Source organism: Pseudomonas sp. HMSC08G10 (assembly GCF_001808425.1).
Classification (GTDB): Bacteria; Pseudomonadota; Gammaproteobacteria; order Pseudomonadales; family Pseudomonadaceae; genus Aquipseudomonas; species Aquipseudomonas guariconensis.
Map to the genome: position 1 here is coordinate 209,349 of NZ_KV793335.1, position 21,918 is coordinate 231,266.

At 62.0% G+C, this 21,918-nt stretch carries 23 protein-coding genes and 1 tRNA gene; 15 read left to right on the forward strand and 9 right to left on the reverse strand.

Annotation, left to right across the window (positions count from 1 at the left end; translation table 11 throughout):
- Positions 1-123 precede the first annotated feature (123 nt).
- Entirely contained in the window at positions 124-1,677 is a 1,554-nt protein-coding gene (gene norR, locus HMPREF3173_RS23000; RefSeq protein WP_070577015.1) for a nitric oxide reductase transcriptional regulator NorR, read from the reverse strand.
- A gap of 156 nt (positions 1,678-1,833) precedes the next feature.
- Between norR and hmpA the strand changes: the two genes are divergently transcribed.
- From hmpA to HMPREF3173_RS23050, 10 genes are all read left to right on the forward strand, one after another.
- Complete coding sequence (hmpA, locus tag HMPREF3173_RS23005; RefSeq protein ID WP_070577017.1) at positions 1,834-3,012, forward strand: NO-inducible flavohemoprotein; 1,179 nt, start codon at positions 1,834-1,836, stop codon at positions 3,010-3,012.
- 481 nt (positions 3,013-3,493) lie between these two features.
- The gene (locus HMPREF3173_RS23010) at positions 3,494-4,000 is read left to right on the forward strand and encodes a disulfide bond formation protein B (RefSeq protein ID WP_043208029.1); all 507 of its coding nucleotides are present in this window, start codon (positions 3,494-3,496) and stop codon (positions 3,998-4,000) included.
- Between the two features lie 557 nt (positions 4,001-4,557).
- Positions 4,558-5,502, forward strand: coding sequence for a ubiquinol oxidase subunit II (cyoA, locus tag HMPREF3173_RS23015; protein WP_043208031.1), 945 nt, complete (start codon positions 4,558-4,560; stop codon positions 5,500-5,502).
- Between the two features lie 3 nt (positions 5,503-5,505).
- Entirely contained in the window at positions 5,506-7,524 is a 2,019-nt protein-coding gene (gene cyoB / locus HMPREF3173_RS23020) for a cytochrome o ubiquinol oxidase subunit I (RefSeq protein ID WP_043208033.1), read from the forward strand.
- A 3-nt stretch (positions 7,525-7,527) separates the two neighbouring features.
- Positions 7,528-8,151 carry a cytochrome o ubiquinol oxidase subunit III gene (cyoC, locus tag HMPREF3173_RS23025; protein ID WP_043208035.1) on the forward strand — a complete coding sequence of 208 codons (624 nt, stop codon included), beginning with the start codon at positions 7,528-7,530 and terminating at the stop codon, positions 8,149-8,151.
- Positions 8,151-8,483 (forward strand): cytochrome o ubiquinol oxidase subunit IV, encoded by a 333-nt coding sequence (gene cyoD / locus HMPREF3173_RS23030; protein WP_043208038.1) that lies wholly within the window; start codon positions 8,151-8,153, stop codon positions 8,481-8,483. The genes cyoC and cyoD overlap by 1 nt, the downstream gene beginning before the upstream one ends.
- Positions 8,484-8,494: 11 nt before the next feature.
- The gene (gene cyoE / locus HMPREF3173_RS23035) at positions 8,495-9,382 is read left to right on the forward strand and encodes a heme o synthase (RefSeq protein ID WP_070577019.1); all 888 of its coding nucleotides are present in this window, start codon (positions 8,495-8,497) and stop codon (positions 9,380-9,382) included.
- 270 nt (positions 9,383-9,652) lie between these two features.
- Positions 9,653-10,861, forward strand: a complete 1,209-nt coding sequence (gene alaC / locus HMPREF3173_RS23040; RefSeq protein ID WP_070577021.1) for an alanine transaminase — start codon at positions 9,653-9,655, stop codon at positions 10,859-10,861.
- A 205-nt stretch (positions 10,862-11,066) separates the two neighbouring features.
- Entirely contained in the window at positions 11,067-11,444 is a 378-nt protein-coding gene (locus HMPREF3173_RS23045) for a YkgJ family cysteine cluster protein (RefSeq protein WP_043208043.1), read from the forward strand.
- Positions 11,445-11,530: 86 nt separating this feature from the next.
- The gene (locus HMPREF3173_RS23050) at positions 11,531-12,070 is read left to right on the forward strand and encodes a hypothetical protein (protein WP_070577023.1); all 540 of its coding nucleotides are present in this window, start codon (positions 11,531-11,533) and stop codon (positions 12,068-12,070) included.
- A 43-nt stretch (positions 12,071-12,113) separates the two neighbouring features.
- On the opposite strand, the gene HMPREF3173_RS23055 is transcribed toward HMPREF3173_RS23050, so the two are convergent.
- Complete coding sequence (locus HMPREF3173_RS23055; protein WP_043208045.1) at positions 12,114-12,587, reverse strand: DMT family transporter; 474 nt, start codon at positions 12,585-12,587, stop codon at positions 12,114-12,116.
- A gap of 91 nt (positions 12,588-12,678) precedes the next feature.
- Here HMPREF3173_RS23055 and HMPREF3173_RS23060 point away from each other — a divergent pair, with 91 nt between their 5' ends.
- Complete coding sequence (locus HMPREF3173_RS23060; RefSeq protein WP_070577025.1) at positions 12,679-13,605, forward strand: LysR family transcriptional regulator; 927 nt, start codon at positions 12,679-12,681, stop codon at positions 13,603-13,605.
- A gap of 75 nt (positions 13,606-13,680) precedes the next feature.
- Here the strand turns inward: HMPREF3173_RS23060 and mnmH are convergent, their stop codons facing one another.
- On the reverse strand, positions 13,681-14,799 hold the full coding sequence (mnmH, locus tag HMPREF3173_RS23065) for a tRNA 2-selenouridine(34) synthase MnmH (RefSeq protein ID WP_070577027.1): 1,119 nt from the start codon (positions 14,797-14,799) through the stop codon (positions 13,681-13,683).
- On the reverse strand, positions 14,799-15,833 hold the full coding sequence (gene selD / locus HMPREF3173_RS23070; RefSeq protein WP_070577028.1) for a selenide, water dikinase SelD: 1,035 nt from the start codon (positions 15,831-15,833) through the stop codon (positions 14,799-14,801). The genes mnmH and selD overlap by 1 nt, the downstream gene beginning before the upstream one ends.
- Before the next feature lie 121 nt (positions 15,834-15,954).
- Here selD and HMPREF3173_RS23075 point away from each other — a divergent pair, with 121 nt between their 5' ends.
- From HMPREF3173_RS23075 to phnE, 4 genes are read left to right on the forward strand one after another with little or no spacing between them, the layout of a single operon-like run.
- The gene (locus HMPREF3173_RS23075; RefSeq protein ID WP_070577030.1) at positions 15,955-16,809 is read left to right on the forward strand and encodes a putative selenate ABC transporter substrate-binding protein; all 855 of its coding nucleotides are present in this window, start codon (positions 15,955-15,957) and stop codon (positions 16,807-16,809) included.
- Positions 16,806-17,600, forward strand: a complete 795-nt coding sequence (locus tag HMPREF3173_RS23080; protein WP_070577032.1) for a phosphonate ABC transporter ATP-binding protein — start codon at positions 16,806-16,808, stop codon at positions 17,598-17,600. Before HMPREF3173_RS23075 ends, HMPREF3173_RS23080 begins: the two co-directional genes overlap by 4 nt.
- Positions 17,594-18,421, forward strand: a complete 828-nt coding sequence (locus HMPREF3173_RS23085) for a PhnE/PtxC family ABC transporter permease (RefSeq protein WP_070577034.1) — start codon at positions 17,594-17,596, stop codon at positions 18,419-18,421. The genes HMPREF3173_RS23080 and HMPREF3173_RS23085 overlap by 7 nt, the downstream gene beginning before the upstream one ends.
- Positions 18,418-19,185, forward strand: a complete 768-nt coding sequence (gene phnE / locus HMPREF3173_RS23090; RefSeq protein ID WP_043208061.1) for a phosphonate ABC transporter, permease protein PhnE — start codon at positions 18,418-18,420, stop codon at positions 19,183-19,185. The genes HMPREF3173_RS23085 and phnE overlap by 4 nt, the downstream gene beginning before the upstream one ends.
- Before the next feature lie 47 nt (positions 19,186-19,232).
- Here phnE and HMPREF3173_RS23095 read toward each other — a convergent pair whose 3' ends face one another.
- From HMPREF3173_RS23095 to HMPREF3173_RS23115, 5 genes are all read right to left on the reverse strand, one after another.
- Complete coding sequence (locus tag HMPREF3173_RS23095) at positions 19,233-19,712, reverse strand: GNAT family N-acetyltransferase (protein ID WP_043208062.1); 480 nt, start codon at positions 19,710-19,712, stop codon at positions 19,233-19,235.
- Between the two features lie 25 nt (positions 19,713-19,737).
- The gene (locus HMPREF3173_RS23100) at positions 19,738-20,496 is read right to left on the reverse strand and encodes a hypothetical protein (RefSeq protein WP_070577036.1); all 759 of its coding nucleotides are present in this window, start codon (positions 20,494-20,496) and stop codon (positions 19,738-19,740) included.
- A gap of 39 nt (positions 20,497-20,535) precedes the next feature.
- The gene (locus HMPREF3173_RS23105; protein ID WP_070577038.1) at positions 20,536-21,018 is read right to left on the reverse strand and encodes a DUF3077 domain-containing protein; all 483 of its coding nucleotides are present in this window, start codon (positions 21,016-21,018) and stop codon (positions 20,536-20,538) included.
- A 14-nt stretch (positions 21,019-21,032) separates the two neighbouring features.
- Positions 21,033-21,266: a hypothetical protein gene (locus tag HMPREF3173_RS23110; RefSeq protein WP_070577040.1), complete on the reverse strand. Its 234-nt coding sequence runs from the start codon at positions 21,264-21,266 to the stop codon at positions 21,033-21,035.
- Positions 21,267-21,766: 500 nt separating this feature from the next.
- Positions 21,767-21,851: transfer RNA gene (locus HMPREF3173_RS23115), tRNA-Leu, on the reverse strand.
- Positions 21,852-21,918 lie beyond the last annotated feature (67 nt).

Here is a 21,918-nt window from a genome sequence, read left to right on the forward strand (position 1 = left end):
GCTTTAGGTCGCGGTGCGGTCAATCGCAGGCGTTGCCTGGGCAGGTATCGCCTGCGTTGACCCTTTCGCGGGTAAATCTGGGTGCCGAAGGTCGTTTCGCGGTGGCGGGACTGGGCGCAAGGGTCAGCGCAACCCCAGGCGCTTGGCCAGGCGGCTGAGATTGGCGCGATCGAGCCCCAGCTCGCGCGCCGCTGCCGCCCAGTTGTCCTGGTGGCGCTCAAGGCAAGCGCCGATCACCTGCCGTTGATAAGCGTCCACCGCTTCGCGCAAGCCACCCTCGGACAGGTTGAGCAGTGGCTGAACCGGGGCAGGAGTGGGTGCGTGGTGGGGCGCAAGGGCGGTGTGCAGGTCCAGGTCGCTGGCTTCCAGGGTCAGAATGCGAGGACGCTCGGGATGCTGGCCGAGGGCTTTGAGTGCCGAGCGGCCAATTAGATGCTCAAGTTCGCGCACGTTGCCAGGCCAGTCGTAGGCCAGCAAGGCGGCTTGGGCGTCGGCGCTCAGGCGCAGGCTGTTCAGGCCCAGGCGGGAGCGGTTCTGCTCGAGGAAGTATCCGGCAATCAGCAACACATCCCGGCCGCGCTCCCGCAGCGGCGGGACCTGCAGCGGATAGACGCTCAGGCGGTGGTAGAAGTCGGCGCGGTAATGGCCGTTGCGCACTTCCATGGCCAGGTCGCGGTTGGTGGCAGCGATCAGGCGCACATCGACCTGGTGCTCGCGATCTGAGCCCAGGCGCTGCAACTGCCCGCTTTGCAGGACCCGCAGCAGCTTGGCCTGTACTGTCAGGGGCAGTTCGCCCACCTCGTCGAGAAACAGCGTGCCGCCATTGGCCAGCTCGAATTTGCCGCGCCGCTCGCCATGGGCACCGGTGAAAGCCCCGCGCACGTGGCCGAACAGTTCGCTCTCCACCAACGTGTCGGGCAGGGCGGCGCAGTTGAGGCTGATTAGCGGTTTGTGGGCGCGGTTGCTGGCCTGGTGCAGGGCCTGGGCCACGAGCTCCTTGCCGACACCGGTCTCGCCGGTGATCAGCACAGTCAGGTCGCTGCCGCCGACCAGGCGGATTTCTTCCAGCAAGCGTTTGTGCGCCTTGCTCTGACCGATCAGCTCTTTGGCTTGCCCGCTGGCCTGGCGATAGACCTCGGCGCGTTGGTGTTCATCCTCGGCGCGTAGGGCCAGGTCCTCGATGCGCTCGGCCACGGTGACAGTGGCCGCGGCGAGGCTGGCGAAGGCTTGCAGGGACTCGAGTTCCAGGCTTTGGAAACGCCCGGGCGTGAGGGCATCGAGGGTGACCAGGCCCCAGGGTTGTTCATCGACCATCAAGGGGCAGCCCATGCAGTCGTGCACGTGCAGGTCGGCATGCGGCGCGTTGACCAGGCCGTCGTACGGGTCGGGCAGTTCGCTGTCGCTGGCGAAGCGGGTCGGGCCGGGACGGCTGAGCAGGATCTGGAAGCGCGGGTGTTCACTGACCCTGAAGCGTCGACCCAGCGTATCGGGTGACAGGCCATCGACCGCCAGCGGCACCAGCCATTCGCCATCCAAACGCAATAAGGCGGCTGCATCGCATGGCAGCAGGTTGCGCATGGCTTGCAGCAGGCGGCGATAGCGCTCCTGGTCCGGAAGATCACGGGATAGATCGCTGACCAGAGGGAGCAGGGTGGTGAGCAGAGGTCGTGTAGTCATATGGACTCCTGTTGGTCGTTATGACTATACGCGCATTGGTGTCGTTTTGACTCGCATTGCTTGAAAACCCCGTAAACACAGGGTTCAGAAGTTGGCACGGTTGATGAAATACCGAGGGCAGACCAGTTCAAGCCCTAGGCTCAGGAGTCGTACCAAATGCTCAATGCCGAACAACGCGCAATCATCAAAGCCACTGTCCCGCTGCTCGAAAGCGGTGGCGAGGCCCTGACGACGCATTTCTACAAGATGATGCTCAGCGAGTACCCCGAAGTGCGCCCGCTGTTCAACCAGGCCCACCAGGCCAGCGGCGATCAGCCGCGCGCACTGGCCAACGGTGTGCTGATGTATGCCCGCCACATCGACCAGTTGGAGCAACTCGGTGGTCTGGTCGGGCAGATCATCAACAAGCATGTCGCCTTGCAGATCCTGCCCGAGCATTATCCGATCGTCGGCAGCTGCCTGCTGCGCGCTATCGAGGAAGTCCTAGGCAAGGACATCGCCACCGCTGAGGTGATCGCTGCCTGGGGCGCGGCCTACGGGCAATTGGCCGATATCCTGATCGGCGCCGAAGAAAGTCTCTATAAACAGAAGGAAGAAGCCGCCGGTGGCTGGCGCGGTACCCGTGAGTTTCGTCTGGTGCGTCGGGAGCAGGAGAGCAGCGAGATCGTCTCCTTCTATTTCGCACCGGTGGATGGCAAGCCGGTCCTGAAGGCCGAGCCTGGCCAGTACATCGGCCTGCAGCTGTTCATCGACGGTGTCGAGCAGCGCCGCAACTATTCACTGTCGGCCCTGTGCGATGGCGAGCAGTACCGCATCAGCGTCAAGCGTGAAGTCGGTGGCAAGGTGTCCAATTACCTGCATCACCAACTGCAGGTCGGCCAGACCCTGCAATTGTTCCCGCCGTCCGGAGATTTCACCTTGACGCACAGCGACAAGCCGCTGGTGCTCATCAGCGGAGGCGTAGGCATTACGCCGACCCTGGCGATGCTCCAGGCCGCCTTGCAGACGCAACGTCCGGTGCATTTCATCCATTGCGCGCGCAACGGGGCGGTGCACGCCTTCCGTGACTGGATCGATGGCCTGGCGGCGCGTCATCCACAGCTCAAGCGCTTCTACTGCTATGCCGAGCAGGACGGCAAGGGCGAAGCCGACGCGGTCGGGGTGCTGAGTCAGGAGCAACTGGGCCAGTGGCTGCCGGCCGAGCGTGATGTGGATGCCTACTTCCTGGGCCCGAAAGGCTTCATGGCGGCGGTCAAGCGCCACCTCAAGGACCTGGGTGTGCCCGAGCAGCAAAGCCGTTACGAATTCTTCGGGCCGGCGGCGGCGCTGGAGTAAAGCCTCGATAATCTGGTCAGTCCGCTTCGGGGGGCAACCCTCGAAGCGGACGACGCAGGATTTCCATTCCAATCGCTGGCAAGCCAGCTCTCGTATGCGGTGCTCCGGACGTGGGTAATCGAGACGAAGCGAACGCGACATCGTTCGTGCGGGGGCTGGCTTGCCAGCGATTGGACCTGTAGGTCACGTCTTATATATAAGGAGATGAAATAAGCGAGGCCAATTTCATCTTTAATCTTCCTTTAATCACTGTATCCTTCACTCCCGGGTGTCGAGGGGCGTTCGCCTGTCCGGCATCCGGGTTGCCGCTTTTTGGTGGCTGATGTTGAACCGACGTCGCCCCGGCTGGTCTGAAGACGTCATCGGATAGCCCCGCGCAGTGCTATCACGCCGCTTCCTCGACGCACGTGTAGACTGTCGCCCAGGCAGGCCATTGCCCCGACAGGCTCGGCGCTGCCTCTATCCATCGAAGGAATCGGTAATGAACGAACAAACATCGCGCCTGAATCGCGAACGGCGCTTCCTGGTTCTGCTGGGTGTGATCTGCCTGTCGTTGATCGGCGGGGCGCTCTACATGCAGGTAGTGCTCGGCGAGGCCCCATGCCCGCTGTGTATCCTGCAACGTTATGCGCTGCTGTTGATCGCGGTGTTCGCTTTTCTTGCCGCCGCCATGCCGGGAAAACGCAGCCTGACGTTCTTCGAGGCGTTGGTGGTGCTCAGCGCAATAGGCGGAATCGTTGCGGCCGGCAACCATGTGTATATACTCGCGCACCCGATGGTCAGCTGCGGTATCGACACGCTGCAGCCGATCGTCGATGACCTGCCGCTGGCGCAGGTCTGGCCACTGGCGTTCCAGGTCGATGGATTCTGCAGCACGCCATACCCGCCGATCCTTGGATTGTCCCTGGCTCAGTGGGCGCTACTGGCGTTCGTCCTCACTGCCGTCCTGGTGCCGCTGGGTATCTATCGGAACCGACGCAAGGCTTAGACAAAAGTCCCGCTTCCGACCTCTTCTGTTGCACGGCGAGAAACCAAAAGAAACTTGCCTCCCGCTTGACCCAGATCAACCACGAAGCCTTGTGCAATGCGGGCTTCAGGGCTATCAAGCGGGGTGCGACAAACTGTCGCGAAGTTGATTTTCCCTTCTGTATTGTTACCGAATTGGTAAAAGACTGTTGCGCAATAAGTCATAGTCAAGGGTGGGCGACCTATCTACAATCGCCCCCAATTTCCGTTCGGCACTGCTTGCAAGTCGCAGGATTGAAGGAAGCCGAGGCTCCTTTTTGCTGACTTCGTCAAGTTTCGCCCAACGGCGATACCGGGCGGACCCCCCTCCGCGTTTTCCCGCACCAAATGGACTTGGTCTGAAGTACAGGCCTGTTGCCTACGAAACCATAAGCACCGCTAACCCGCTTGACGCCAAGGTCCTGCAGTCGGACCTCCGGCAGGAGCGAGTACGGGCGCGAAATGCCTCACTTGGCAGGACGAAGTGTTGGCTACCAAAACACAAATTGCATTGAAGCAAGCTGATCTAGAGGTCGTGAGATGAGTAAAAAGCGTTACCCCAGACTGTTTGGCATATTGCCCTTTTTAGGCATGCTTTTACTCAGTGGGTGCAACTGGACCCTGCTCGACCCGAAGGGCCAGGTCGGCATTGAGCAAAAGAACCTGATCCTGATCGCCACTGGCCTGATGCTGCTGGTCGTCGTACCGGTCATCATCATGACCATCGCGTTCGCCTGGAAGTACCGTGCTTCCAACAAGGCTGCCACCTACACGCCCGACTGGTCGCACTCGACCAAGATCGAAGCGGCTGTCTGGATCATCCCGATCCTGATCATCATTGCCCTGGGCTACGTCACCTACCACTCCACCCACAAGCTGGACCCGTACCGTCCACTGGATTCCGAAGTGAAGCCGGTGCAGATCGACGTGGTCGCACTGGACTGGAAGTGGCTGTTCATCTACCCGGAGCAGGGCATCGCCACCGTCAACAAGATCGTCTTCCCGGCTAACACCCCGGTCAACTTCCGCGTGACCTCCGACGCCGTGATGAACTCCTTCTTCATCCCGGGCCTGGGCGGCCAGATCTACGCCATGGCCGGCATGACCACCAAACTGCACCTGATCGCCAACGAGAACGGCGAATTCGACGGTATCAGCGCCAACTACAGCGGTGCTGGCTTCACCGGCATGAAATTCAAGGCTACTGCCACCTCTCAGGAAGACTTCGACAAGTGGGTCGCCGAGGTCAAGCAGTCGCCGAAGAAGCTGGACAAGGCTGAATACGACGCCTTGGCCAAACCAAGCGAAAACAACCCAGTCGCGCTGTATAGCGAGGCTTCGCCTGACCAGTTCCAGCTGATCGTCGACAAGTACGAAGGCATGAACCGCGGTCGTCCGAGCCACGAAGAAGCAGGCAGCAAAGATCTGGCCACTACCAAGGGTGTGGAATCGAGTATGCAACCAGCTGCCGGTGCAGAGGAGTAAGAGATGTTCGGTAAATTAAGCCTGGAGGCGATACCCTATCACGAGCCGATAGTCATGGTGACGCTTGCCATGATTGCGCTCGGTGGTATCGCTTTGGTCGGTGCTATCACCTATTTCCGCAAGTGGACCTACTTGTGGACTGAGTGGCTGACCACGGTCGACCACAAGAAAATCGGGGTGATGTACATCATCGTCGCGATGGTCATGCTGCTGCGCGGCTTCGCCGACGCCATCATGATGCGTACCCAGCTGGCTGCCGCTACCGGCGGCGCCGAAGGCTACCTGCCGCCTGAACACTATGACCAGATCTTCACCGCCCACGGTGTGATCATGATCATCTTCATGGCGATGCCGTTCTTCACCGGCCTGATGAACCTGGCGGTTCCTCTGCAGATCGGTGCACGTGACGTTGCCTTCCCGTTCCTGAACTCCCTGAGCTTCTACCTGCTGCTGGCAGGCGTGCTGCTGGTCAACATCTCCCTGGGCGTTGGTGAATTTGCCAAGACCGGTTGGGTTGCCTATCCGCCGCTCGCGGGTATCCAGTACAGCCCTGGCGTGGGTGTGGACTACTACATCTGGGCGCTACAGCTATCCGGCTTGGGTACGACGCTTACCGGTGTGAACTTCCTCGTCACCGTGATGAAGATGCGCGCGCCTGGCATGAAGCTGATGGACATGCCGATCTTCACCTGGACCTGCACCTGGGCCAACGTGCTGATCGTCGCTTCCTTCCCGATCCTGACCGCTGCACTGGCTCTGCTGACTGTTGACCGTTATCTGGACTTCCACATCTTCACCAACGAGCTTGGTGGGAACCCGATGATGTACGTCAACCTGTTCTGGGCCTGGGGTCACCCTGAGGTTTACATCCTGATCCTGCCGGCCTTCGGTGTGTTCTCGGAAGTCACCTCGACCTTCGCTGGCAAGCGTCTGTTCGGCCACCACTCGATGATCTACGCATCGGGCGCGATCGCCGTTCTGGGCTTTGCCGTCTGGCTGCACCACTTCTTCACCATGGGTGCAGGCGCGAGCGTCAACACCTTCTTCGGTCTGGCGACGATGCTGATCTCCATTCCGACCGGTGTGAAGCTGTTCAACTGGCTGTTCACCATCTACCAGGGCCGTCTGCGCTTCACCGCGCCGATCATGTGGACCCTGGGCTTCATGGTCACCTTCTCGATCGGTGGTATGACCGGCGTTCTGCTGGCTGTTCCAGGTGCTGACTTCGTTCTGCACAACAGCCTGTTCGTTATCGCCCACTTCCACAACGTGATCATCGGTGGTGCGGTGTTCGGCTACATCGCCGGCTTCGCCTACTGGTTCCCGAAAGCCTTCGGTTTCACCCTGAACGAGAAGTGGGGCAAGGCTGCCTTCTGGTTCTGGATCTCTGGCTTCTACGTAGCGTTCATGCCGCTGTACGCCCTGGGCTTCATGGGTATGACCCGTCGTCTGAACCACTCGGACAACCCGGCTTGGGAACCCTACCTGTACGTTGCCGTCGTCGGCGCCGTGCTGATCCTGTTCGGTATCGCTTGCCAGCTGATCCAGCTGTACGTATCGGTCCGCGACCGCAACCAGAACCTGGACGTCACTGGCGATCCATGGGGTGGCCGTACCCTGGAATGGTCGACTTCGTCGCCACCTCCGTTCTACAACTTCGCCCACATGCCTGAGAAGGTTGGCCTGGACGCCTGGCACGAAGCCAAGGAAGCCGGTGTCGCCTACAAGCCTGCGGCCAAGTACGAAGCGATCCACATGCCGAGCAATACCTCCACCGGTTTGTTCATGGGCCTGTTCCTGACCGTCTTCGGCTTCGCATTCATCTGGCACATCTGGTGGCTGGTTGGCGCGAGCCTGGTTGCAACCATCGCTGTCTTCGTTCGCCACGCCGCGCGTGACGACCAGGGCTACATGGTTCCGGCCGAAGAAGTGGCGCGCATCGAAGGCGAGCGCATGAAAGCGCTGGCCAAAGCAGGTGCTCTGCCTGCCGGCGCACGTGTCGAATCGTTTGAGCGGGTGTAATCAATGTCCAGTCAAGTAATCCACGCCGGCGCTCATGGTCACGACCATGGGCACGACGATCACCACCACGACTCGGGCCAGATGACCGTACTCGGTTTCTGGCTGTACCTGATGACCGACTGCATCCTGTTTGCGTCGCTCTTCGCCACCTACGCGGTGCTGTCCGGCAGTTTTGCCGGCGGCCCGTCGGGTCATGACATCTTCCAGCTCGATTTCGTAGCTGTTGAAACCGCACTGCTGCTGCTGTCCTCGATCACCTTCGGCTTTGCCATGCTGCAGATGTTCAAGGGCAACAAAGGTGGCGTGCTGGGCTGGCTGGCCATCACCTTCCTGTTCGGTGCTGGCTTCATCGCGATGGAAGTCTATGAGTTCCATCACCTGATCGGCGAAGGCTTCGGCCCGAACCGCAGCGGCTTCCTGTCGGGCTTCTTCGCCCTGGTCGGCACCCACGGTCTGCACGTGACTGCCGGTCTGATCTGGATGGCTGTCCTGATGTATCAGATCAGCACCAAGGGCATCACCCCGACCGCCAAGACCCGCATGAGCTGCCTGAGCCTGTTCTGGCACTTCCTGGACGTGGTCTGGATCTGCGTATTCACCGTCGTCTACCTGCTGGGAGTTCTGTAATGGCTAGCGCACACGACACTCATCACGAAGGCAACCACGGCAGCGTCAAGTCGTACGCGATCGGCTTCATCCTGTCGATCATCCTGACCGCGATCCCGTTCGGTCTGGTGATGTACCCGAGCCTGCCGAAGAACCTGACCGTCCTGATCGTGGTGGCCATGGCCGTCATTCAGGTGGTGGTGCACCTGGTGTACTTCCTGCACATGGACCGCTCGAAAGAGCAGCGTTCGAATGTGTCGACGTTCCTGTTCACCACTCTCGTAATCGCTCTGTTGGTCGGCCTGTCGCTGTGGATCATGTTCAGCATCCACATCGAAATGATGGCCAAGTGAGGTAAGACTGCATGTCCGTGAAGCACTTTATCCAAATCACCAAACCGGGGATCATTTTCGGTAACGTGCTTTCCGTGGCAGGCGGTTTCTTCCTTGCCTCGAAGGGCCATGTGGACTTCGCCCTGTTCCTGGCGGTAGTGGTGGGGACCTCTCTGGTCGTCGCGTCCGGTTGCGTGTTCAACAACTGCATCGATCGCGACATCGACCAGAAGATGGAGCGCACCAAGAACCGCGTCATGGTTCAGGGCGGCATGTCGCTGACCCTCGCGCTGATCTACGCCACCCTGCTTGGGGTGGCGGGCTTCAGCCTGTTGTATGTCCAGGCCAATCCGCTCTCGGCGTTCTGCGCAGCTGTCGGCTTCGTCGTCTACGTCGGCTTCTACAGCCTGTGGCTCAAGCGCAAGTCGGTGCACGGCACCTTGGTCGGCAGCCTGTCCGGTGCCATGCCTCCGGTGATCGGTTACTGCGCCGTCAGCAACAGCTTCGACCTGGCTGCAGTGACGCTGCTGGTGATGTTCAGCCTGTGGCAGATGCCACACAGCTTTGCCATCGCCATCTTCCGCTTCAAGGATTACAGCGCTGCCAACATTCCGGTCCTGCCGGTGGCACGCGGTATTCTCGCGGCGAAGAAGCAGATCGTGCTGTACGTACTGGCCTTCGTGCTCGCCACCCTGATGCTGACCTTGGGCGGTTACGCCGGCCTGGGTTACTTCGCCGTGGCGGCTGCCATGGGCCTTTACTGGCTGTACATGGCCTGGGGCGGCTACAAGGCTGAGGACGACAGCAAGTGGGCCCGCAAGGTCTTCGGTTTCTCCATCCTCACCGTCACTGCCCTGAGCGTGATGATGTCGGTGGACAGCCAGACTGCCGCGGACGTGCTGATGACCTACGCACGCTGATACAGACGCCTGTTACACGAAAACCCCGGTCTTGTGCCGGGGTTTTTTTATGCCTGTGGTGTGTGTTGCGGCTTCTTCGCGGTTTACGGTGAAAGGGCCAGCCCAGGCAACGTAAATCTAATGAATTCGATAAATAAGCCTAAAAAGATCTAATAAAACAGGAAATCATCCTTTACAGGTTGTATGTCTCGGCACTATCTTCTGATTCGGCCGCCGCAGCGGCCCACGTCGCTCGGACGGTTCCGGGCGCTTACGTCATTCGAGGAAGCCATGGCCAACCCAGGTTCGCCGCGCCGCTTTGCGCGCATCGATCGTCTCCCCCCTTACGTCTTCAACATCACAGCCGAGCTCAAGATGGCCGCCCGCCGCCGTGGCGAGGACATCATTGACCTGAGCATGGGTAACCCCGACGGCGCCACGCCACCGCACATTGTCGAGAAGCTGGTCCAGGTCGCCCAACGGGAAGACACCCACGGTTATTCCACCTCCCGCGGTATCCCGCGTCTGCGCCGCGCCATCTCGCGCTGGTACCAGGAGCGCTACGAGGTCGAGATCGACCCGGAAACCGAAGCCATCGTCACCATCGGTTCCAAGGAAGGCCTGGCTCACTTGATGCTCGGCACTCTCGACCATGGCGACACGGTACTGGTGCCCAATCCCAGCTACCCGATCCACATCTACGGCGCGGTGATCGCTGGTGCCCAGGTGCGTTCGGTGCCGCTGGTGCCGGGCGTGGACTTCTTCAACGAGCTGGAGCGGGCGATTCGCGAATCGATCCCCAAGCCCAAGATGATGATCCTGGGCTTCCCGTCCAACCCGACCGCCCAGTGCGTCGAGCTGGACTTCTTCGAGCGTGTGGTCGCGCTGGCCAAGCAGTATGACGTGTTGGTCGTTCACGACCTGGCCTACGCCGACATCGTCTATGACGGCTGGAAAGCCCCCTCGATCATGCAGGTGCCAGGCGCCAAGGACATCGCGGTGGAATTCTTCACCCTGTCCAAGAGCTACAACATGGCCGGCTGGCGCATCGGCTTCATGGTCGGCAACCCGGAGCTGGTCAGCGCCTTGGCGCGGATCAAGAGCTACCACGACTATGGCACCTTCACCCCGTTGCAGGTGGCGGCCATCGCCGCGCTCGAAGGCGACCAGCAGTGTGTACGCGATATCGCCGAGCAATACCGCCAGCGCCGCAACCTGCTGGTCAAAGGGCTGCACGAGATCGGCTGGATGGTCGAAAACCCCAAAGCCTCGATGTACGTGTGGGCGAAGATTCCCGAAGCTTATGCTCACCTGGGCTCGCTGGAGTTCTCCAAGAAACTGCTCGCCGAGGCCAAGGTCTGTGTGTCGCCCGGGATCGGCTTTGGCGACTATGGCGATGACCATGTGCGCTTCGCCCTGATCGAGAACCAGGACCGTATTCGCCAGGCCATTCGCGGCATTCGGCAGATGTTCAGGGCCGATGGCTTGACGCGAAAATAAGCTGCAAGCCGCAAGAGGGCCGCGTGAGCAGCGGCCTTTTGCGGCTTTTCAATCTTGATGCAGCAAGTCTCTTTGCCGCTTGCTACTTGCCGCTGACAAGCGGTGGTTTTTTTTTGCTTTCCCCCTCTTCTCAGCCACCCCTGCTTGGACTGAGAATGGCGCGCGGGCCTAGCCCTCATAACAACAACCCTCCCTCCGTGCCATCATGTCCGAATACAACCCTTGCCTTGACTGCGGCGCCTGCTGCGGGTACTTCCGTGTGTCTTTTTTCTGGGGCGAATGCCAATCAGCCGGGGGCGTGGTGCCCGACGATCTGGTGGTTCAGATCAACCCGACCCGGGTCGCCATGATCGGCACCGACGCCAAACCTTGCCGCTGCACGGCCTTGGGCGGCGAGATCGGCAAGCAGGTCGCTTGCACCATCTACGAAAACCGCTCGAGCCCATGCCGAGAATTCGAAGCTTCGTGGGTCAACGGTGTGCATAACCCCAGCTGTGACGCAGCCCGCGCGCATTATGGGCTGCCGCCGCTGGAGGCCAATGAGCCGCACTGGCCGGAGGATGACGGGGCCGAAGTGGCTTGACAGGGGCTTGTAGCGGGAACCACCTGTTGCGTGAAACACAGGTGCTGTATGGTTTCAGGTTCGTCCAAATACCCTGGAGCCTGAGGTTGTCTGCCTATTACCTGCCGTTGAGCCTGCTTGCGTACCTGATCGGCCTGTTTTTTGACGGCGCGTTGATGGGAGCGGGTCGGCACATGCCTGCCTTGCAGATGCTGCTTTACGGGCCCTGGGGCGTACCGTTCGGCCTGTATCAATGGTTTGCCAACCCGTTGCTGGTGCTAGCGGTGCTGGCCCATCGGCGCTTTCGCCGGCTGGCGTTGCTGTTGGGGGTGTGCGCCCTGTATCTGGCGCTCAGTAGCCTGGGTATCGAGCGGCTGCCGGACAACCACAGCTATGCCTTCCAGGACGTCACCGGCTTCGGTGCTGGCTTCTACTTGTGGAGCCTGGCGATCCTGGTGTTTTGCCTGGGGCAGGCCTGGTGGTGCTGGAAGGCACGGCGCGCCGACGACATGCCCGGCTGGCACTGGCTCGATGTGGCGCTGATTGCTGCGATAGCCGTCACGATGTATGCCGGCACTCAGATGCCTGCACTGCATTTCGATGTGGACAAGGTGCTGATGCCGCCGGAGTCGTCACAGTCGCTGTGACTGCAGCAGTGTTGCCTGCGAGCAAGACAGTGCGGACACCACATCAACGAGACGTACCCCACTGCACCACCAGCATACCCGCCACGATCATCCCTACGCCCGCCAGGCGCAGAGCGTTGACGGGCCGTTCCGGCAACCCCATCAGCCCCCATTGGTCGATCAGCAGTGACGACAGCACCTGCCCGGCGATCACGCAGACGATGAATCCCGCAGCCCCCAGCCGGGGTGTCAGCACCAGCGCTGCAGTGATGTAGAGCACACCCGCCACACCGCCAAACCAGGCCCACCAAGGCGCCTGGGCCAGGTTCTGCAACTGCGGCACAGGTGCTCGCATCAGCAGCAAGGCAGGGACCAGCATCAGCAGGCTGACGGTCAGCGATACCCCCGCCGCCCACAAAGGGTGGCCCAGCAAGCGACCGAGCGCGGCATTGCTGCCGGCCTGGAAAGGCACGGCGGCGCCTGCCAGCAGCGCAACGAGCAAAGGGAGGACGGCTGAGAAGGAGAGGGCGTGCGGCATTGAATGGCTCCTGTGGAAAAACACTAGGCGCAGTGTTGTTTATCCATTTCAATGATGGAAATTCGAAATTCACACAGGCTGTATTCGTCATATGGATGATTTGCGTCGTATCGACCTCAACCTGCTGTTGACCCTGCATGCCTTGCTCAGCGAGCAGCATGTTTCACGGGCTGCCGTACGCCTGCACCGCAGTCAGCCTGCCGTGAGCCATGCGCTGGCCCAGCTGCGAGACATCTTCGCTGACCCACTGTTGGTGCGCCGGGGCGGCCGTCTGCACTTGAGCAGCCGTGCCCAGGCCCTGCGTGAGCCGCTGGAGCAGGCCCTCGCACAGCTCGACGGCCTCTTGGGCAGTCCGCGTTTCGAACCGAACCGGGCGCGACGCACCTTTCGCCTGGCAATGTCGGACTATGGCGCGCGGGTGGTGTTGCCGGGGCTGATGCGCAAGCTCAGAGAGCAGGCGCCAGGCATCGACCTAGTGGTATCCCAAGGCAGCCGTGAAGCGATGGTCGGACAATTGATCGATGGTGAAGTGGACTTGGCCCTCGGGGTGTTCCCCGATTTGCCGTCAGAGGTGCAGGGACAGGTGCTGTTCGAGGAGTCGTTCATCTGCCTGGCGGATCGCCACAGTCTGCCGGCGCGCACAGGACTTTCGCTGGCCCAGTGGCTGGCGCGTCCTCACGTGCTGGTGGCCGTGCGACCGGGCATCGACAACGAGATCGACCTGGCGCTCCAGGCGTCGGGTCAGGGGCGACGGATCGCGCTCACCCTGCCGCACTGGGGCGTGGCCCAGGGCGTGATCAGCGGTACGGACCTCATTCTGACCGTGGCTCGCCGCAGCCTGGCGGGTACCCGGCTCGACCTTGGGTTGCGCTGCTTTGCGCCACCACTGCCGATCGCGCCGTTTGCCTTTACCCAGGCCTGGCACGCCCGGCGCGAGGGCGATGCCGGTCACCGCTGGCTGCGTGAACTCATCCGTACGCTTTGCGATGAACACGATGTGCCCAACTTAGCCAGTTGAGCGCAGGGTTCTGAGGGGCGCACCGTCGCCATGGGAGCGCCGCTCCGGCGCCCCTGGCTTATGCTGGGCAGGGCTCTAGGGCGCGAGGCGTGGCTCGCGTTTGGCCCGGGCCTTGAGGTATTCGCGCACCTCGACCCCGTCGCCGGCAAACTCGATACGCTCTGCCTTGGCTTGGCGTTGGTAGGCATACATCGGGTCGTAGTATTCGTTGAGCAATCCTTCGATCCAGCCCCGGTGCAGATCCACCGCGCCACTGCGCAGCTGCTCGTCCAGGGCCTGGCCCAACAGCGCCGACAACCGCTGGAAGCGCTCACCGCCCAAGCGTTTGTGGATATTGCCCATGCTTTGCAGCATGCGTTCGGCGAACAGCCGACGGCCGTCTTCTTCGCCATGCAAGGCGACGAACTCGGCGCACAGGTTGATCACGTAGTCCCGCAGGATGCGCTCCACGCGGTTTTCGAAGCTGTCTTCCAGCCACACCAGCGGGTACTGCTGCATGCCCTGGTACAGCTCCAGGGGCACCGAGCAACTCCCGACGATGCGCCCTTCATCCTCCAGAACGAACTGCTGCATCCCGCGGGCGCGCTTTTTCAGGATGTCGATGGCCAGCTGGTTTTCGAAATCGATCTGCGCCGGCTGCGCCGTGGCCCGCTTGCCGAAGCTCGAGCCGCGGTGGTTGGCGTGGCCTTCGAGGTCGAGCACGTTGTCCAACTGAAGCAGCACGTCGGTCTTGCCCGTGCCGGTAAGACCGCCCACCAGCACGAAGTCGCACTGCTCGACAGCTTGCAAGGTGGTTTCCAGCAGGAAGGTCCGCATGGCCTTGTAGCCACCCTTGACCTTCGGGTACTGGATGCCGGCCTCGTCCTTCAGCCAGCCCTGGACGATTTGCGAGCGCAGGCCTCCGCGGAAGCAGTACAGATAGCCGTCGGGGTGGGCCTTGGCGAACGCCGCCCAGGCTTCCAGGCGTGCCTGCTTGATGGCGCCGCCGACCAGTTGGTGACCCAGGGCGATGGCGGCGGCCTGGCCTTGCTGCTTGTAGCAGGTGCCGACCTTCTGCCGCTCCTGATCGTTCATCAGCGGCAGGTTGACGGCGCCGGGGAAGGCGCCCTTGGCGAATTCGATCGGCGCGCGCATGTCCATCATCGGCACGTCGTCGAGGAACAGTTGGCGGTAGTCGGTGCAGTCGTTGCGCATCAAAGCACCTCGACCGCGTGGGTCTGTCGCTCGACCAGCTCGCCGATCGGCGAGAGGGCCAGGTTCAGTTCTGCGGCTACGGCGAGGAATTCGGCCTCGCCCTCGGGGCTGACCGCCACCAGCAATCCACCGCTGGTCTGCGGGTCGCACAACAGGTGCTTCTGGTCTTCGGTCAAGGCTCCGATCTTGTGGCCGTAGCTGTCGAAGTTGCGCAGGGTGCCGCCAGGGATGCAGCCCTCGGCCAGGTAGTGATCGACGCTGGGCAGGCGTGGCACGGCATCGTAGCGCAAGTGCGCCGTCAGGCCGCTGCCTTCGGCCAGCTCCACCAGGTGGCCGAGCAGGCCGAATCCGGTGACGTCAGTCATGGCCTTGACGCCGTCGAGCTTGCCGAAGCGGCTGCCGGGGGTATTGAGGGTGCACATCCAGTCGCGGGCCAGGCCTTGGTCCTGGGTGCGCAGCTTGGCCTTCTTCTCGGCGGTGGTGAGGATGCCGATGCCCAGGGGCTTGGTCAGGTACAGGCGGCAGCCGACATGGGCGGTGTCGTTGCGCTTGAGGTGGCGCTTGCTGACCACGCCGGTGACCGCCAGGCCGAAGATCGGCTCGGGCGCATCGATGGAGTGACCACCGGCCAGCGGGATACCCGCTTCGGCGCACACGGCGCGCCCGCCGCGGATGACTTCGCGGGCGACTTCCGGCGGCAAGATGTTGACCGGCCAGCCGAGGATGGCGATGGCCATCAGCGGGTCGCCGCCCATGGCGTAGATATCGCTGATGGCGTTGGTGGCAGCGATGCGGCCGAAATCGTACGGGTCGTCGACGATCGGCATGAAGAAGTCGGTGGTCGAGACCACGCCGCGTTCATCGTCCAGGGCGTACACGGCGGCATCGTCGCGCGAGGCGTTACCGACCCAGAGTTTCGGGTCCAGGGCCTGGGTGCCGCTTTCGGCGAGAATCACATCCAGCACCTTGGGGGAGATCTTGCAACCACAGCCGGCGCCATGGCTGTACTGGGTCAGACGAATCGGTTCGCTCATACGCACCTCGGATTTTCGTGATGCGCGATTGTAGCAAAGCTGGCCTTTGCGCCAGCGGCTCTTATAATCCCCCGGTCGGCGCGTTGCCGGCCTTTTCCCCGCTATTGAACCGGAGAATCCCATGCTCAAACGTCCTCTGGCGGTCGCCGCCGGTCTCGTGCTGTCTTGCTGTGCCGTCATTGCCCAGGCTGCTGACACCCTGCGGGTAAGCGCCATCCCGGACGAAGCGCCGACCGAACTGCTGCGCAAGTTCAAGCCGCTGGGTGAATATCTTTCCAAGCAGTTGGGCATGGACGTGAAGTTCGTACCGGTGGCCGATTACCCGGCGGTGGTCGAGTCGCTGGCCTCCAATCGCCTGGACATGGCCTGGCTGGGCGGATTCACCTTCGTCCAAGTGCACTTGAAGGACCCGACTGCCACGCCGCTGGTGCAGCGCGAGCAGGATGCCCAGTTCACCTCCAAGTTCATCACCGCCAACCCGGACGTGAAGAGCCTGGCCGACCTCAAGGGCAAATCGTTCGCCTTCGGTTCGATTTCCTCGACTTCCGGCAGCCTGATGCCGCGTTACTTCATGCTCAAGGAAGACAACATCAAGCCTGAGAGCTACTTCAGTCGCGTTGCCTACTCCGGCGCCCACGATGCCACCGTGGCCTGGGTCCAGGCTGGCAAGGTCGATGGCGGCGTGCTCAACGCCAGTGTCTGGCAGAAGCTGGTCGATGCCGGCAAGGTCGACACCAACAAGGTCAAGGTCTTTGCCACCACTCCGACCTACTACGACTACAACTGGACCGTGCGCGGCAACCTGGACCCGGCCCTGAAGGAGAAGATCAAGGCCGCTTTCCTGGCGCTGGACCCAGCCAATCCGGAGCACAAGGCGATCCTCGACCTGCAGGCCGCCAGCCGCTTCATCGAAACCAAGCCTGAAAACTACGTAGGCACCGAGCAAGCTGCCCGTGAGGCCGGTCTGCTCAAGTGACTATCCATCTGCACGGCGCCGGCCTGCGCCATGGCCAGGTTCGCGCCCTCGATGCGGTGAGCCTGCGCATCGACAAAGGTGAGCGGGTGGCGATCATCGGCCCTTCCGGGGCCGGCAAGTCGAGCCTGCTGCACCTGATGGCGACGGCGGTCCAGCCCAGTGCCGGGCGCCTGGAGCTGCTCGGCCAGCAACCTTGGGCGCTGTCTGCCAGGGCCCGCCAGCGCCTGCGCGCGCGGGTGGGCCTGGTGCACCAGGCGCCGCCGTTGCCACCGCGCCAGCGCGTGGTCACGGCGGTGCTGGCCGGGCGCCTGGGGCAGTGGGGCCTCCTGCGTGGCCTGCTCAACCTGATCTACCCGAGCGATGTGCCTGGGGCTCGTCAGGCGTTGGCCGAGCTGGGACTGGCGGACAAACTGTTCGTTCAGTGTGGGCAGTTGTCCGGCGGTCAGTTGCAGCGAGTCGGCATTGCCCGAGCGTTGTATCAGCGGCCTGAAGTGTTGCTGGCCGATGAGCCGGTTTCGGCCATGGACCCGGTGCTCGCCGACCACAGCCTGGCTCTGCTCAATCGTCATGCCCAGGACAACGGCGTGACCTTGGTGGCCAGCCTGCACTCAGTCGATCTGGCACTGGCGCACTTTCCCCGAGTGATCGGGATCCGCGAAGGTCAGGTCGCATTCGACTGCCCTGCCCAGGCGGTGACCGAGAGCCTGCTCGATGCGCTTTATGCCAACGAACAGCTGGCCTCGCCGCCCACCCCTGGGCCGACCCTGACGGTACAGATCCCGCGATGCTGAAGGCCGACACACGCGACCCTGCGGCATTGCCCCGGCTGTTGCTGTCCTTGCTCGCTCTGGCGTTGCTGTGGCCTGGGCTGCGCTTGAGCGAGCTGAACCCTGGTGTGCTGCTGCAGGCGGAAAACCGTCAGCAGATGGGCAGCTTCGTCAGCGCTTTCTGGCCACCGGCGCACGATGGCGACTTTCTCTCGCTGCTCTTCGAAGCCACCTTGCAGACACTGGCCGTGGCCACTGCTGGCATGGCCTTGGCATTGCTGCTCGCGGTGCCGACCAGCCTTTTGGCCAGTCGCGCCCTGTCGCTAAGGGCCGCCTCACGCGGTGGTCGCCCGGGGCTGTGGTCGCGGCTGCTGCGCATGCCGGTGCGCGGCTTGCTGGTATTTTTGCGCAGCGTGCCGGAGATCGTCTGGGCTTTGTTGTTCGTGCGCGCCGTGGGCCTTGGGCCTACGGCTGGCGTGCTGGCGATTGCCATCACCTACGCCGGCATGCTCGGCAAAGTCTACGCGGAAATCTTCGAATCGGTCGACCAGCGCCCGGCCCATGCGCTGTTGCAGGCCGGAAGCGGGCGGTTGATGGCGTTCTTTTACGGCATCTTGCCCGGCGCTGCCGCGGAGGTGGTGTCCTACACCGTGTATCGCTGGGAGTGTGCGGTGCGGGCCTCGGTGGTGATGGGCTTTGTCGGTGCGGGCGGCCTGGGGCAGCAGATCGACTTGTCCATGCGCATGTTCGCCGGGGCCGAGGTCGCGAGCATGCTGCTGGCGTTCCTGGTGCTGGTGGTGCTGGCCGATCTGCTCAGCCGGGTGCTGCGGGGGAGGCTGGCATGAACCGGGTGATCAACCTGCTGATCGTCGTCGCGATTCTCGCCGCTGTGGTGGCGTCGTTCAGCTACCTCGAGCTGGACATGGCGTCGGTGGTCGGCAACGGCGGGCTGGCGCAGATGGGCGAATATGCACGCCGCTTCCTGAGCCCGGACCTGTCCACCGAGCACCTGCGAGCCGTAGGCAAGGGCGCACTGGAGACCCTGGCCATGTCTGGGCTTGGAACCCTGCTGGCAATGGTACTCGGCCTGTTGCTGGCGCTGCCGGCCGCCGGCCGCTTCGGCTGGCCGCTGCAGGGCGCTGCGCGGTTGCTGCTCAATGCCTTGCGTGCAATCCCTGAGCTCGTCTGGGCCGCTTTGACCGTGCTCGCTGCGGGCCTAGGCCCCAACGCCGGCACCCTGGCTTTGGCCCTGCATACCGCAGGCGTATTGGGCCGCCTGTTCGCCGAGGCCCTGGAAAACGCCCCCGCCGAGCCTGCTGCCGCCATCCGCCTGCAAGGTGGCAGCCAGGCTGCGGCGTTCTGCTTCGGCACCTTGCCCAATCTCTGGCCGCAATTGCTTGCCTACAGCCTCTATCGTTGGGAAAACAATATCCGCATGGCCAGCGTGCTCGGTTTCGTCGGCGCCGGCGGGCTGGGACAGATGCTCTACACCACCCTGAGCCTGTTCCAGGAGGCCCAGGCCAGCACCGTGATCATCGGCATGCTGGTGCTGGTTTTGCTGGTGGATGCCTTCAGCGACGTGCTGCGCCAGCGGTACGTGCGCGCCTGAGCCCTTGGTGGGCTGCGCTCACTAGGAAAGGTCCGGGGAAGAGGGGGTCAAGCGAGCACCTGCCTCATCTGCACCAATGCCACTCGGCTGCCATCCGGCGCCTGGCGCTCTTCGATGCCAAACGGCACGAAGCCCAGCTGTGGATAAAGCAGCAAACCCGCCGTGTTGTGGTTGAAGCACGATACCCACACCTCCCGTGCCGCGAATCGTTCCCGCGCCTGGTCAATCATGCATTGCACCAGATAACGGGCCACGCCGTGGCCTCGCGCGGCAGGGGCCACCACCACGTTGCCCAAGGCGCACACGCCACCATGCTCGGCCTTGTAAAAATTGGCAAAGCCCAGCACCACGCCATCGCCTTCGATCACCGTCGATCCGCTGCGCTGGGCGATGGCATCGCTCAGTTGGTCGGGCGTGAGCGGGTAGGTGGCCTTCGGGAACATGTAGAAGAGCTCGTCCGGGCCTTGAGGGAAGCAGCAGATAGCGGCGATGTCGTCGTGGCGTACGGGGCGGTGTGACAGCTTCATGGGGTATGCCTTGGATCAGTGGGGCTCACTTCAAGGATACATCGTTGAACTTGAGTGCCTGTGTGCCGTTATCCCGTGTTGAGAAGATCAGCTTGATCGAAGGCGAATGCTCGACCTTTCTATCCGTTTCCTGAAAGACGAGGCTCACTGTCGTGGGTACGTTACGCAACAGTTGGAAGTTGCTCCAATAACTTTGCTGTTGCTGACCGACCCGCAACTCCTTGATCTGGATCGGGGCGCCTGCCTCGTCAAAGAACCTGCTGGCATTCTCGAATCTGAACTCACGGTCCATATCCAGGTTGGTCAGGGTGAACGTGCAGTTGGGGAAACGGCCAATGCTTTCGCAACCGACCAGCTCGATACGAACGCTATCCACAACCTCCATGCGCTTGCCCAGCAGGTTATTGCCATCGTTCTCAATGACCATCGACTGCACCTTGGCGAACTCGAACGACGGTTTTGCGTATTCGGTCCCGAGAATGAAAAAGGCGAAGGATAGACCGGCGATCAGAAAGGTCATCACTGTGCCATGGATCATCTTGGGCAGGTTGCGGATCTGCCAGCAAACCGATAGCGCACCCAATACCGTGAACACGCTTACCAGCAGCACGATATTGCGCCAATTGATGAAGCCGAAGCCGAACACACTAGGGTCGGGCACCAGGTATGTAATGATCGCCCACATGCCGCCGAGGACGACGCCAAGGCCTGTCATGATCTTGGCGACCAGCGAGGTGATCTGATTGCTGCGGGTGGAAAGCTCAGGGGCTTGCGCTTGGGCCATTCGAACTCCATTTCGTGCATCGTGGCAGGACGGGTGATTTCAAAATGACATTATCCGATTGGTTGAAGCGCCGGTAAAGCTGCTGCGATGGCAGATGCCACGCCAGCCTGGTAGGAGCGGGCTTGCCCCGCGAACAAGGGCGAAGCCCTTGCCATGCCGGCGCGTTTCCAGGCCCGACCAACCGCGGGCCCGCTCCCACAGGGTTTCCCGAATCAAATGGCGATGCATCGTTCTATGAGAGAGCGGGCTTATCCGATGATGGGCCCATGGCTGTGCGCGCTGGCGCCCAACCTCCACGTCATCCATGATCGCCTTGGCCATATCGCTGAGCAGATGTGCCGCCCAGCCGAGGTCCGCCTCGCCATCGGTCGCCGCCAGCAGCGTCATCCGCCGCACACACTGCAGCATCGCCGAGGCCTGGTCCAACGCCAAGATCGCGTCCTGTCCCGGTTCCACCCGAAACAAAGGCGCATCACCCGTGCCGTAGCCAAAGCAGGTCACGCCTACTGTCTTGCTTGTCATCGTCATGCTCCTTGTCAGTGGCGTACCTGAACCTTGCTCAGCGCCATTTCCACCATACCGCGAGCCGCCTCGATCTCGTGCATCGTGGCCAGGGTCAGCGCCTGGGCGGATGAGTCCTGATGGACTAGGGTGTTCTGCTGGGCGATGGAGAGGGCGCAAACCAGGTATTCGGAGGTCTGCATCAGGATGTCTTCGAGAGAATGGGCGAGCTCGGTGGGGTAGGGTGGGTCGGGGACGATCTTTAACATGGTGGTCTCCTAGCTTCGAGAAGGCGCCACCACCATTTGCTGTCAAACAAGAGGGTGGCGGCAGTACGCGGGTTGACAGACCGAGGAAGCTAGGCACTCGGCGCGCCCGAAGGCGCCCCACGTACAACCGCCATAAAAGCGAATTGATGCGTCGGTAGCTTCGAATCGGCCTGTCAAAGCCGGTCGTTGAATTGGCAACGACAGGCCGAGACTAGAACCCGATCCAGAGCACCGCAATGGCTTGAAAGGATAGGGAGTATGTTTGGGAAACAGCCTACAGGGAATGCGGGAAATCTGAAAATATGAGGAGTCGCGCATACCTTGTGGGAGCGGGCTTGTCCCGCGATCAAGGTCGAAGTCCGTGCCATGCAAGCGCGTTTCCAGGCCCGGCCAATCGCGGGACAAGCCCGCTCCTACAGGAGACGCGCTATGGCCTTTGGAGAAGAGGCCAAATCCCAGGCACAAAAAAACCGACCATAAGGTCGGTTTTTTCCGGATCTTGGTGCCCCGAGGGAGACTCGAACTCCCACTCCTTTCGAAAACGGATTTTGAATCCGCCGCGTCTACCAATTCCGCCATCAGGGCTTGTGGGGGCGCAGTATAGAGAGCCGCCGTGGGTCGGTCAATCGGGTTTCATGGTCAATTTTCGTTC

What these genes read in the sequence shown, in the direction of transcription:
- norR (WP_070577015.1), bottom strand. Translation starts at nt 1,677, where the DNA reads ATGACTACACGACCTCTGCTCACCACCCTGCTCCCTCTGGTCAGCGAT.
- hmpA (WP_070577017.1), top strand. Translation starts at nt 1,834, where the DNA reads ATGCTCAATGCCGAACAACGCGCAATCATCAAAGCCACTGTCCCGCTG.
- HMPREF3173_RS23010 (WP_043208029.1), top strand. Translation starts at nt 3,494, where the DNA reads ATGAACGAACAAACATCGCGCCTGAATCGCGAACGGCGCTTCCTGGTT.
- cyoA (WP_043208031.1), top strand. Translation starts at nt 4,558, where the DNA reads ATGAGTAAAAAGCGTTACCCCAGACTGTTTGGCATATTGCCCTTTTTA.
- cyoB (WP_043208033.1), top strand. Translation starts at nt 5,506, where the DNA reads ATGTTCGGTAAATTAAGCCTGGAGGCGATACCCTATCACGAGCCGATA.
- cyoC (WP_043208035.1), top strand. Translation starts at nt 7,528, where the DNA reads ATGTCCAGTCAAGTAATCCACGCCGGCGCTCATGGTCACGACCATGGG.
- cyoD (WP_043208038.1), top strand. Translation starts at nt 8,151, where the DNA reads ATGGCTAGCGCACACGACACTCATCACGAAGGCAACCACGGCAGCGTC.
- cyoE (WP_070577019.1), top strand. Translation starts at nt 8,495, where the DNA reads ATGTCCGTGAAGCACTTTATCCAAATCACCAAACCGGGGATCATTTTC.
- alaC (WP_070577021.1), top strand. Translation starts at nt 9,653, where the DNA reads ATGGCCAACCCAGGTTCGCCGCGCCGCTTTGCGCGCATCGATCGTCTC.
- HMPREF3173_RS23045 (WP_043208043.1), top strand. Translation starts at nt 11,067, where the DNA reads ATGTCCGAATACAACCCTTGCCTTGACTGCGGCGCCTGCTGCGGGTAC.
- HMPREF3173_RS23055 (WP_043208045.1), bottom strand. Translation starts at nt 12,587, where the DNA reads ATGCCGCACGCCCTCTCCTTCTCAGCCGTCCTCCCTTTGCTCGTTGCG.
- HMPREF3173_RS23060 (WP_070577025.1), top strand. Translation starts at nt 12,679, where the DNA reads ATGGATGATTTGCGTCGTATCGACCTCAACCTGCTGTTGACCCTGCAT.
- mnmH (WP_070577027.1), bottom strand. Translation starts at nt 14,799, where the DNA reads ATGCGCAACGACTGCACCGACTACCGCCAACTGTTCCTCGACGACGTG.
- selD (WP_070577028.1), bottom strand. Translation starts at nt 15,833, where the DNA reads ATGAGCGAACCGATTCGTCTGACCCAGTACAGCCATGGCGCCGGCTGT.
- HMPREF3173_RS23075 (WP_070577030.1), top strand. Translation starts at nt 15,955, where the DNA reads ATGCTCAAACGTCCTCTGGCGGTCGCCGCCGGTCTCGTGCTGTCTTGC.
- HMPREF3173_RS23085 (WP_070577034.1), top strand. Translation starts at nt 17,594, where the DNA reads ATGCTGAAGGCCGACACACGCGACCCTGCGGCATTGCCCCGGCTGTTG.
- phnE (WP_043208061.1), top strand. Translation starts at nt 18,418, where the DNA reads ATGAACCGGGTGATCAACCTGCTGATCGTCGTCGCGATTCTCGCCGCT.
- HMPREF3173_RS23095 (WP_043208062.1), bottom strand. Translation starts at nt 19,712, where the DNA reads ATGAAGCTGTCACACCGCCCCGTACGCCACGACGACATCGCCGCTATC.
- HMPREF3173_RS23100 (WP_070577036.1), bottom strand. Translation starts at nt 20,496, where the DNA reads ATGGCCCAAGCGCAAGCCCCTGAGCTTTCCACCCGCAGCAATCAGATC.
- HMPREF3173_RS23105 (WP_070577038.1), bottom strand. Translation starts at nt 21,018, where the DNA reads ATGACAAGCAAGACAGTAGGCGTGACCTGCTTTGGCTACGGCACGGGT.
- HMPREF3173_RS23110 (WP_070577040.1), bottom strand. Translation starts at nt 21,266, where the DNA reads ATGTTAAAGATCGTCCCCGACCCACCCTACCCCACCGAGCTCGCCCAT.